The organism is Actinomyces sp. HMT897 (assembly GCF_016626125.1).
Lineage (GTDB): Bacteria > Actinomycetota > Actinomycetes > Actinomycetales > Actinomycetaceae > Actinomyces.
Window position 1 is genome coordinate 1,265,498 of the sequence record NZ_CP067336.1, and the last position, 11,334, is coordinate 1,276,831.

General features: G+C 71.1%; 7 protein-coding genes. 2 read left to right on the forward strand and 5 right to left on the reverse strand.

Annotated features, from left to right (window positions below; genetic code table 11):
* On the reverse strand, positions 1–2,133 hold the full coding sequence (locus JJJ15_RS05110) for a hypothetical protein (protein ID WP_200511664.1): 2,133 nt from the start codon (positions 2,131–2,133) through the stop codon (positions 1–3).
* 440 nt (positions 2,134–2,573) lie between these two features.
* On the opposite strand from JJJ15_RS05110, the gene JJJ15_RS05115 reads away from it, so the two are divergent.
* On the forward strand, positions 2,574–4,142 hold the full coding sequence (locus tag JJJ15_RS05115) for a tetratricopeptide repeat protein (RefSeq protein ID WP_200511665.1): 1,569 nt from the start codon (positions 2,574–2,576) through the stop codon (positions 4,140–4,142).
* Positions 4,143–4,306: 164 nt separating this feature from the next.
* On the opposite strand, the gene JJJ15_RS05120 is transcribed toward JJJ15_RS05115, so the two are convergent.
* From JJJ15_RS05120 to JJJ15_RS05130, 3 genes are all read right to left on the reverse strand, one after another.
* On the reverse strand, positions 4,307–4,915 hold the full coding sequence (locus tag JJJ15_RS05120) for a hypothetical protein (RefSeq protein ID WP_200511666.1): 609 nt from the start codon (positions 4,913–4,915) through the stop codon (positions 4,307–4,309).
* Positions 4,916–5,144: 229 nt separating this feature from the next.
* Positions 5,145–5,531 (reverse strand): DUF5663 domain-containing protein, encoded by a 387-nt coding sequence (locus JJJ15_RS05125; protein ID WP_200511667.1) that lies wholly within the window; start codon positions 5,529–5,531, stop codon positions 5,145–5,147.
* An 81-nt stretch (positions 5,532–5,612) separates the two neighbouring features.
* On the reverse strand, positions 5,613–6,416 hold the full coding sequence (locus JJJ15_RS05130; protein ID WP_200511668.1) for a tetratricopeptide repeat protein: 804 nt from the start codon (positions 6,414–6,416) through the stop codon (positions 5,613–5,615).
* A gap of 222 nt (positions 6,417–6,638) precedes the next feature.
* On the opposite strand from JJJ15_RS05130, the gene JJJ15_RS05135 reads away from it, so the two are divergent.
* A complete protein-coding gene (locus JJJ15_RS05135; protein WP_200511669.1) occupies positions 6,639–9,203 on the forward strand; it encodes a (Fe-S)-binding protein in 2,565 nt (854 codons plus the stop codon).
* A 249-nt stretch (positions 9,204–9,452) separates the two neighbouring features.
* Here JJJ15_RS05135 and JJJ15_RS05140 read toward each other — a convergent pair whose 3' ends face one another.
* Entirely contained in the window at positions 9,453–10,970 is a 1,518-nt protein-coding gene (locus JJJ15_RS05140) for a hypothetical protein (RefSeq protein WP_200511670.1), read from the reverse strand.
* Positions 10,971–11,334: the final 364 nt, after the last annotated feature.

Consider the following 11,334-nt stretch of genomic DNA (forward strand, 5'->3'; position numbering starts at 1 on the left):
TCACATCCTGTTCAGGCAGTCGAGGATGTCGGTGATATCGACTCCGTCGAGCAGCGGGCCGACCTGCGGGTCCTCGTAAAGGCGGTCCAGCTCTCCCATGAGCTCCAGTGCCACCCTGCCCCGCTTGACGTCGACGGCGTCCCTCTCCGCGAGACGCAGCGCCTCCCGCGGTACGTCGTCCCTCAGCTCCCGGCTGCGCCCCGGGATGGTCCCGGGGCCGTCGTCCCCGTCCTCCGGGTTCCTGTACTGCCGCATGAGACTGTAGACGGAGGCGTAGGGCTCGTCGGTCCGCAGCTCCTGGATCTTCATAATGAAGGGGAGGGCCGGGTGAGATGACCCACCACCCTGCGGTCCCTGTCGGAGCGACGAGCGCGGTCTGGGCACCAGCACCTTCCCCGCGTCAATGCACGCCTGCTTCACGGCGAAGTAGATCCTCTCCTGGACGGTCTTCACCGAGAAGCCGTCCCTCTTGTCCTCAAGGCCGAGGAACTCGTAGCGGTGCCACTGGTACCACAGCGAGCACGCGGCGTGGGAGGCCACCCTGCTTATAAAGGCCTTGACCTTGTCGTCCTTGAGCTGACGCTCCCCCGCCGCCCAGCTGACACTCCCGTCCTGGCGCATCGAGGCCGACGCGGAGCGCGCGGGCCGGAACGCTATCTGCACCGCGGTCCGCTCCTTGAGCACCTGCTCCCGCACGGCCCGGTGGACGAGGCTGCGCGGGTGCCACTGCAGGAGCTGGCCGACGTCGTCCTTGTCCGGCCTCGGGGAGAGGACCCGCTCGGTCTCCTGGAGCACGAACTCCACCACGAGCGCCGCCATGGTGATGACCAGTCGGGACTGCACCCAGGCCAGGCCCGTGCAGTGGGCGCAGCGCCGCGCCTCATCCACCAGGGCCTCGGGCAGGCGGTCCTGGGGGAAGTCCTCCGACACCGCGTTATTGAACACGTGAAGGACCCGGGGGACGTAGCCCAGGTCGAGCGGGGGCTCACGCAGGGGCTCCTTGACACGGGGCTCGGACTCATCCGCAGCACGATCCCGCCCCGACCGCCTGGAGAGCCTGTCCCACTGCGGTGCGGGCCGACGCCGGAGCGATGAGCACTCCACGTCACGAGTCAGCCCCAGGGGCTTAGACCTTCTCACCAGCGCCCAGACGTCGGAGCCGTCCTTCCCGCACTGGCGCACCACGGCCTGGAGCAGCTCGTCAACCGGGGTGTGCTCACACTGAATCGCCTGGCACAGGGTCTCGTCGTCATTCTCCGCCATCATGCGCGCCCCGGCGACTTTCATGGTGAGGTCGTCAAGTCCCGCGTCGGTTACCGGCCTGGTCGTCGGGGCCGGCTCCCAGAGCCTGTCGATCTCCCCCTCGACGCGCTGGCGGATCCCGGGCTCAGCAAGGATCCTGCGGCACGCAGCCGTGTTCGCACGCTGGGGTGCCTCGGTCCGCTCGACGAGGATCCTGTCCAGGAACGTGGTCTGGTCCTCCGGCGAGGCCTCCCGGAGATCCACCAGGCCACCTTCCTCAGCCTTCCCCCACACGGCCTCGAGAATGGTATTCGTGAGGTTGACCCGCAGGAACCTGTTGTCGGCATTGACGAAGTACCTGTCAGACGTCCTCCGTATCTCGCCATTGTTCTCGTACAGTGCGCGGAGCCTGGCCGCCCAGTCCAGCGCGCGGACGATGCGCTGCGCCTCCCGCCCCAGCGTCTCGTTCAGGACGGCGACCTGCACCGGGGTGAGGACGACGCTACCGGGTTTACCGACGAACTTACTGAGCACGTCCTTGAAGGCCGGCCCCCTGAGAAGCCCGTTGAGGATCTTGCGGCGCACCGGCTCCTGCGGGAGACCCTGGCTGCCGTCCTGCCCCTTCCGCCCTGGCCGTCGTCGTGCCCCGGTCGTCCACTCGTCCACGACGTCCACGACGTCCGGGGCGAGGTCCCTGACGTGCCCCCATGCGTCGCGCAGGGCGTCGGTGCCCTTGGTGCACCGGGAGAAGGGGACGGGCGCGGCCTCACGGGCAGGACGCCGGCGGTCAGCCCCTCCATCGGGGCCCTGGGGCGCGGCCTCGTGGGCGGGACGGGACCGGCCACCGGCAGCACCGTCCTTGCGCACGTCCGCGACGCCCGTCTGGTCCATGGCTCCCCCTCGTCCTCATGCAGTGCCTCAGGCGGCAACGGACTCATGGTAGAGGACGGGTGCACGCTTTAAGGGCACGATTCCGCACCCCAGTTCCTGCCGTCCTGCCCGCAGCTCTCCCACCAGCGGCTTCTTGCCGGACGGCCTACGGAGAGCGGACACGCCGGGAGGCCGATACCCGGCAGCCCGGTCTGCCACGGCGGTACCGACGTCGGCTGAGGCAGGCCCCGGCAGGCCAGGCCCTGGGGCACTGCCCAATACCCAGGGGCAGGCCCCGGCAAGCCAGATCCCGGTTCCGGGTCCTGCCGCCTAGGGCGGCCCGGCCCCGACGGGCCCCAGCAGCCCGGGTCCTGGTGAACGCCGTCGTGCCAGGACGGCGAGTCTCACCCCGCTGCCCAGGATGTGCTGGGATACTACTGTCCCCGACGGAGGAGGCGGTCATGGCGGACTCAGCTACGGAGGAGCTCTCCTCCGAGGACGTCCAAGGAAGGGCTCAGGAGGCGTTCAGCGAGGGGCTCCGGATGCTCGAGGGCGAGCACCCGGCAAAGGCGGTCACGGCCTTCACCCGGGCCCTGGAGGCCTACCGCACCCTGCCCGAGGCCCAACGGGACCAGGCCAGCTGCCTGAACGGCATAGGCAACGCTCAGCGCACGACGGGTCGGGACGAGGAGGCCCTGGACGCCTACCGCCAGGCATTGGAGATCTACCGCACCCTGCCTGAGGCCCAGCGCGGGCAGGCTGGTTGCCTGTACAACATCGGCTTCACCCTGGGGCAGACGGGCCGCTACGAGGAGGCCCTGGACGCCTACCGCCAGGCCACGGACCTGTACACCCAGGTCACGGGCACCTGGCAGAACCAGGTCGACTGCCTGTACTGCACCGGCATTATCCTCAACGAGCTGGACCGCTACGAGGAGGCACTGACCACCTTCCAGCAGATCCTGGACCTGTACACCCAGGTCACGGGAACCGGCCACCAGCAGGCCGACTGCCTGTACTGCACCGCCTTCATCCTGCGTACGCTGGGCCGCTACCCTGAGGCGCTGGACGCCTACCAGCGGGCCATGGACCTCTACACCCAGGTAGCGGGCACCGGCCACCAGCAGGCCGACTGCCTGCACAACACCGGCAACGTCCTGCGCAGGCAGGGGCGCGACGAGGAGGCCCTGGAGGCCTACCAGCGGGCCATGGACCTCTACACCCAGGTAGCGGGAACCGAGCAGGACCAGGCTGACTGCCTGCTCAGTACCGGCGGCACGCTGCGCACGACAGGCCAGCACGAGGAGGCGCTAACCGCCTACCGCCAGGCCCTGGACCTCTACCGCCAGGTAGCAGGCACCGGCCATCAGCAGGCCATCTGCCTGTACAACATTGGTAACACCCTGGACGACACGGGGATGTCTAAGGAGGCGCTGGACGCCTACCAGCGGGCCATGGACATCTACCGCACCCTGCCCGACACCCAGCAGGACCAGGCCAACTGCCTGCACAACACCGCCAGTACGCTGCGTGAGGCGACGGACCGCCACGAGGAGGCGCTGGACACCTACCGTCAGGCCCTGAGCCTCTACCAGCAGGTGACCGGCACCGGTTTCCAGCAGGCCAACTGCCTGAGCAACACCGGGCGCGTCCTGGACGACATAGGCCGGTACGAGGAGGCGCTGGACACCTACCGCCAGGCCCTGGACCTCTACCGCCAGGTAACGGGAACCGAGCAGGACCAGGCTGACTGCCTGAACAGCATGAGCCTCACCCTGCGCAAGGCGGGTCGGCCCGAGGAGGCCGACGCCGCCTACCAGCAGGCCCTGGACCTGGGCCTCCCGGCGGACCCGCCCACCGAGCCCGAGGAGCCACCCGAGCCTGGGGCGTCTACCGAGCTCGAGGCGCCCAATGAGCTCACGGATCCCGGGGAGCTCGAAGCACCCGGGGATCCCGGGGAGCTCGAGGAACCCACCGAGCCCAAGGATCCCGAGGAGTTCGAGGAGCCCACCGGTCCCGAGGCCCCCTAGCACCTTGGGACCACCGTCCCGGTCCCCGTAAGGCCTCACCGGGCGCCGGGCTCATCCGCCCAGGGGCCTGCGCGTGGCCGACCCGCCATCGCCTCACCGCCCGCCGGGCGACGGGCCCCTGCGACCGGCACGGGCCCGTCGCGCTACCGACGGCAGGGCACGTCTCAGGAGGTACTCGTCCCGGGGACCGGGAGGACGAGCCCTGGGGTCTGGCACAGTAGCGGCGTGGAGTCGCCGCCGAACCGGTAGTCGTAGGTGCTCCCACCCGCCTTCACCACGATCCGCCAGCCGTCCACGAGCGCCTGGGTGTACGACATCCCCGGTTCGGGGCAGCCCAGGGAGGCGTCGTTCCAGGTGGTCCACGTGGCCTCCACCACCTCGGCCGAGGCGCCGGAGACGCCACGGGAGTCCAGGTCCGCCCTAATGGCGGCGACCAGCTCCGCGGGCGCGGTAACGGACGGCGCACCGGTGGGTGCCGTACCGGTGGGGGCCGCACCAGGCGCACCGGGCGCACCGGTAGGACCGGCGCCGGAGGGGGCCGTGGCGGGCGCGCCGGTGGAATCGGTGGAATCGGTGGCAGAGGGGTTAGAGGGTGCGTTGGGGTTCATGCTCGGCTCGACGGTGGGAGAGGGGGATGTGGTGCTGAACTGCGTCGTCCCAGGCGGGCTAGCCGGGACGTCCGGACTGCCCGAGACGCCCGGGGTGACCGATGAGCAGGCGGCCAGCAGCAGGATCCCTAACGGACCAGCAGCTACGGACAACGGTTTCGTCATGACCCGACTCTAGCCCGGCAGCCGCCGCCGCACCCCTGAAACGCCGCCCCTCATCCAGGAGGTGAGGCCGCGGGCGCCGCCTGACCTATGACACAGGAATGCCGCCCCTCATCCAGGGGGTGGGAGTCCCTGAACAGCCCTTGAGCAACAGGGCCACGCCCCTGACCTGGCAGCCACCCGTCAGAGGCACCCAAGACGCCCGTGGATAATCCGGTAGACGACTCAGACCTCAGTGGTCCTGGGAGCCGTCGTCAGGGGTCCGGGGCTCTTGGTCCGTGCCTGCTGAGTAGGTCACGAAGGCGCGGGTGAGCTGCAGGGCCACTTCGTCAATGAGTTCCACAATGACGTCCATAATGACGTCCTCGTAGTCGGGGCGGTGGAGCTGGAGCCAGGCCGTGACCTCCTCGTCAGCCACTGAGTCGGCCAGGTCGCTGAACTCCTCCAGCTCGGCGTCACTGAGACCCTCCGAGAGGCGTTCGCCGACGCGCGTCTCCATCGCGGAGCAGACACGGGTCAGGGCCTCCTGGAAGCCTTCGGGGCCAATGGCCTCCAGGACGGGATCAGGGATGGTCTCACGGAGCCTGTCAGCAATGGCCTCATGCAGGTCGTTGTCCATGGCCACCATCATCCCCCCTGCCCCACCGGACCCAGCCCTGTCGGCAGGTGCGGTCCCTCACGCAGCCTGGCAGCCCCGGCGCTATCTCGCCTCAATGGCGCCTATGGCCTCCAGGCAGTCGGCCTGCTCCTCCTCAGAGTCCTCGAGGCGGGCATAGGCCTCCAGCGCCTGGCGGAACAGGGGCAGGGCCTGGTCTCCTCTCCCCAGCTCCTTGAGCATATTGGCGACGTTGTACAGGCAGTCGGCCTCGTAGTCCACCAGCGACCCGACCTGCTGGCAGGTCCGGAGCGCCTCGCGGTGGGCCTCCAGGGCCTCCTCGTAGCGCCCCAGCTCCTCCAGGGCGACGCCGGAGTTCTCCAGGCTGACGATCTGTCCGTACTGGACGCCCTCAATCTGCCCGTAGACCGTCAACGCCTCGTCGTACCGGCCCAGGGCCTCCTCGTAACTCCCCATTTTCCGCAGGGAGATAGCCATATTGTACCGGCAGTACGCCTGCTCGTTCTGGGTGCCCTCCACCTGACCGAAGAGCTCCAGCGCCTCGTCCCCGGCAGCCAGGGCCTCCTCGTAGTCGCCCAGGTCCCCGCGGACCGCGCCAATACCGTGCAGGCAGTCCCCCTGGTCCTTCTCGCTCCCCTCTACCTGCCGGAAAAGCTCCAACGACTCCTTAAAAGCGTCAAGAGCCTCCTTAAACCGACCCTCCCGGTGCAGTCGGCGTCCGGCGTCGTAGGCGTAACCGGCCCGGCCCGCGACACCCTGGTCGATCCGCTTAGCCTGCTGGACGGGGGTGTACACCTTGCGGGCAAGATCCTGGTCCTTGCTGGCCTCGGCCCGGGGGTCACGCCCCGGCCCGGTGGGCGCTGAGGTGGGACTGGGCTCTTTCCCCAAGAACCTGCGTACCATATTCAGCAGCTTGGTCGTCTTGCGCCCGTACACTCGCACCTCCTAAACGCCCCGGAGAGGTCAGTACCCCCTGGCGGGCACCCGGTCACATTGTGCACGTCCGGGCGGACCAGCACCACCGGCCCACGTATCCGACACCACCGCCCCGCCCCCGCCCCGCTGCCCTGCCCCGGCGTCGGGGGCGGGCGGGCGCCGTAGGCTGAGGCCATGAGCTTCCTGGAGGTCCTGCAGATCGTCTGCGCGACCACGGTCCTGGTCACCACCGTCATCGGGGTGGGGGTCTTTGCCCGCGCCTGCGTGACCATTGTCCACCGCGCCAGCGTGGGCCGGCCGGTGGAACGCTCCCGTCTGCACCCGGTGGGACGGCGCCTGTGGCTGACCCTCTCCAGCGTCCTGACCCACGAGGCCTTCAGGAACCGCCCCTGGGTGCGGGCGGCGCACTGGCTGGTCATGGTCAGCTTCCCCCTGCTGTTCCTCACCCTGGTCACCGGCTACGGGCAGGTCCTGGGGGGTGCGGACTTCGCCCTGCCGCTGCTGGGGCACGCCGCCTGGTGGTCCTGGACGGTGGAGCTCATCGCCTACCTGAGCCTGGCCGGCATCGTCCACCTCATGGTGCTGCGCCGCCGGACCAACCGGGGTGGGCGCGCCACCGCCCCCTACCCGCAGGACTCGGACGGCGGCACCCGGCCACGCACCTCCCGCTTCGCCGGCTCGACGGCGGCCCAGGCCCGCTTCGTGGAGCTGGTCGTCACCGGCGTCGTCCTGTGCGTCCTGGCCCTGCGCATGGAGGAGCAGGCGCTGCTGGCCTCCAGCTCGGACCCTACCGCCCGCCACCTGGGCTCCTGGGTGTACTTCCCCCTGACCTCCTGGGCCTCCCCCCTCCTGGAGCCCCTGGGGCCGACGGTGCTGACCGCCGCCGTCCTGGTGACGGCCACCCTCAAGATCGTCATCTCCATGTGCTGGTTCGTGGTGGTGGGCCTGGCCCCATCCATGGGCGTGGCCTGGCACCGGTTCCTGGCGTTCGTCAATATCTACGCCCGCCGTGAGACCGACGGCTCCAAGTCCCTGGGCCCGCTGAGGCCGCTGGTGGTGGACGGCACCCCCCTGACCGCCGCCACCATGGACGCCCTGGACGAGGCCATGGAGGCGGCCGACTCCGGGCAGGGCCCCGAGGTCCGCCTGGGGGTGGGGCGCATCCAGGACTTCACCTGGAAGGGCCTGCTGGACTTCGCCACCTGCACCGAGTGCGGGCGCTGCCAGGACCTGTGCCCGGCGTGGAACACGGGCAAGCCCCTGTCCCCCAAGCTCTTCGTCCTGGCCCTGCGCGACCACGCGGCGGCGGCGGCCCCCTACCTGCGGGCCGCCGCGGCCCTGGGGGTGGAGCCCGAGGAGGTCACCGACGAGGACCTGGAGCGGCGTCGCTCAGAGCGGGGGGTCCTGGGGCGCCTGACCGGCATGACCGACGGTCTGAGGACCGGTGAGGACCTGGGCCTGGTAGAGGGCAGCGCCCACACCGGCGACGTCCTGGGCGCGCTGCTCGCCGCCAGGGCGGCCCCCACCGAGTCGGGGGTGGCCACCCGCCCGGCTCCCCTGGCCGGGGCGGTCATCCCGGCGGACGTGCTGTGGTCGTGCACCACCTGCGGGGCCTGCGTGGACCAGTGCCCGGTGGACATTGAGCACCTGGACCACGTGGTGGACGTGCGCCGCCAGCAGGTCCTCATGGAGTCGGCCTTCCCCCGCGAGCTGGGGCAGATGTTCCGCAAGCTGGAGTCCAAGGGCAACCCCTGGGGGCTGGCCCCCCGCAAGCGCCTGGAGTGGACCCGGGGCCTGGACTTCGAGGTGCCGGTCGTCGGGGTGGACGTGGAGGACGCCTCCGAGGTGGACTACCTGTTCTGGGTGGGCTGCGCCGGGGCCTACGAGGACCGGGCCAAGCGGACCACGCGGGCGGTGGCCGAGCTGCTGCACATTGCCGGGGTGAGCTTCGCGGTCCTGGGCGACGGCGAGTCCTGCACGGGCGACCCGGCCCGCCGGGCCGGCAACGAGATCCTCTTCCAGATGCTGGCCGCCCAGAACGTGGAGACCCTCACCGAGGCCGGGGTGAAGCGGATCGTGGTGACCTGCCCCCACTGCTTCAACACGATCTCCCGGGAGTACCCGCAGGTCGGCGGGCACTTTGAGGTACTGCACTACACCCAGCTGCTCAATACCCTGGTGCGCGAGGGACGGCTGCGGCCCCTGGCGCCGGGGGCCGGGGCGGGCCGGGAGCCGGGAGGCGGGCCGACGCCGGGGGCCAGGACCAGCAGCCCGCCCGAGGGGGCCGGTGGCGCGGGGACCGAGCCGGGCCCGGACGCCCCTGCTCCAGGCACCACCGCCCCGGACGCCAGGGAGGCAGGACGCACGGGCAAGGAGGCCGCCCCCCTGGTGACCTACCACGACGCCTGCTACCTGGGGAGGCACAACCGGATCTACTCCCCGCCGCGCGAGCTGCTGGAGGCCACCGGCGCGCAGGCCGTGGAGATGCCGCGCAGCCGCGAGCGCGCCTTCTGCTGCGGCGGGGGCGGGGCGAAGGCCTTTATGGAGGAGTCAATCGGCACACGCATCGCCGTGGAGCGCTCACGCGAGGCCATTGGCACCGGGGCCCAGGTCATTGCCACGGCCTGCCCTTTCTGCACCACCATGCTCTCCGACGGCGTAGCCAGCCAGGGGGCCGAGGTACGGGTGACCGACGTGGCCACCCTCATGCTGGAGGCCGTGCGCCGCGCGGACACCTAAGACCCGGCTGGCGCTGGCCGTACCCGGCTGGCACCAGAGCCGTCGCCGCGCGGACACCTCCACGGCGTCGCCCTGCTGGCAGCCCACTCACCTGGGGTCCGGGCCACTACCCGGCCAGTCGTCCACGGCGGAACCCGGCGGCCCGCTGTCCGGGGGCGGGCTGTCGTCCGGGACCGGTCTCAGCACGGTCACGACCGACCCGCTGTCCGGGCGGGCCTGGTACCGGCGTCGGGGCGGGCGGCGGCCCACTCACTTCCGGGCCTGGGCCCAGGCCCGGGCCCGGGGGCTAATGAGGCCCGTCAGGACGAACCCCAGGACGACCAGGGCCAGGAGCGGCGGGACGGTGAAGATGTCGGCGGTCACGACTATGCTGTGGGTGCCCGAGTACTCGGCGACCGTGACGTACGTGACGTAGGTGTTGAAGCCGAGCAGCACGACGGCGGCCAGCGCGGCGAGCGCCTCGGCCAGCACCCAGGAGCGACGCATGACCATGAGCACCAGGGCGGCCAGGACCAGCACCGCCGTGAGCACCAGGGCGGCCACGCCCACTGAGAACATGTCCTGGTAGAGGGACGCCCTGGTCCAGTCGGGCCCGAACATGCTGGGGGCCAGCAGGTAGGAGCTGAACCAGAAGTCCATGGTCGCGAAGTACTCATCCGGGAGGCCACTCAGGGTGATCTGCGTCATTCCCAGGGTGACCACCTGCTGCAGGACCACCAGGCCCATGGCGCCGACCGCGCCGCGGCTCAGCAGGACGGTCGCCGGGCACCGGTCCGCGCCCCGGGGCCCGGCCAGGAGCAGGAGGATACCGGCCGTGACCCGCAGGACGAGGATAATCAGCCCTACGATCGCCGAGGGCAGGCCCATGAGGTGGTAGTAGAGGCTCGCCTGGTCGAACCCCAGGAAGCTGGGGTACATGCCGACCATGACGAGCGCGGACACCAGGACGATGCCGGTGGGACGCCTGAGGGCGGCCAGGACGACGCCAATGACCGCCGAGACCAGGCCGGTACTGACCAGCATGCCGACCATGACGCCTGCCAGGGGACGGTTGGGGGTGAAGCGGTCGCTGTACGTCATCGTCGTGAAGAGGTCGAGCACGTTGGGGACCAGGGAGACCAGGAGCAGGACCAGGGCGGTGACGCTGGCCCAGGTACGCGGCTGCTGGGACGGCGGGACGGCGGGTGGGTAGCCCGGGGCGCCGGGAGGGTTGTAGTAGGCGGGCTGCTGGGCCGGGACCGGGGTGTAGACCGGGACGCCGACGGCCGCGGGGACGCCCGCACCGGGCACCGGGGCGCTGGGTGCCCCCGGCAGGACCTGGCCCGGGACCGCCTGCTGGCCGGGTCCTGCCCCGTAGGCCGGGGCACCGGCCGGGACCTGGCCAGCCGGGACCTGGCCCGGGTTGTAGTAGGCCGGTGGGGCGGTGAGGGGCTGCTGCGTCATCGGCTGGGCTGCTCCGACCCCGTACGGGGCGCCGGGTGGGACCTGGCCGGGTACCTGGGGCACCGCTCCCGCCGGGGTCGGCACGCCGGGCGCCCCCGGCGGGACCTGGCCGCCGGGCACCCCCGCCCCGGGTGGCAGCTGCTGGCCCGCCCCGTAGGCCGGGACGCCGGCAGGCACCTGGGGGACCGCTCCCGTGGAGGTAGCCGCGCCCCCGGGCACCCCCGCACCCGCACCAGGGCCCGCTCCGGGCGGGACCGGGGTTGCGGACACGGGCTCGGGCGGGCCCTGCGGAAGGCCCTGTCCCTGGGTCGGGGGTGTCGTCATGATCTCTACCTCTCTGCGCACGTCAGCGTCCTGCGCGGCCTGTCTGCACCGGCCCGCACCGGTCCGGCCCTGGAGACGGTGCGACGGCCTCGGAGCACGATCCGGCCTCAGGGAACAGTATGCCCAGGTGAGGGGGGCCACGGCCAGGGGCGGTGGGTGGCAGCAGGTGATCTGGTCGTGACATTCCCTACCCGGCGGCCCCGGTCCCGTGCCCCCACGCCCCGGCCCCTGCCAGGCCAGCACCCACCCGGGACGAGAGGGACGAGCGGGCCTGCCCACGCCCCGGCCCCTGCCGGGCCGGTGACAACGCACTGTCCTCCTGCCGGGTCGGTGACGACGCACCGGCCCAGGTGACAACGCACCG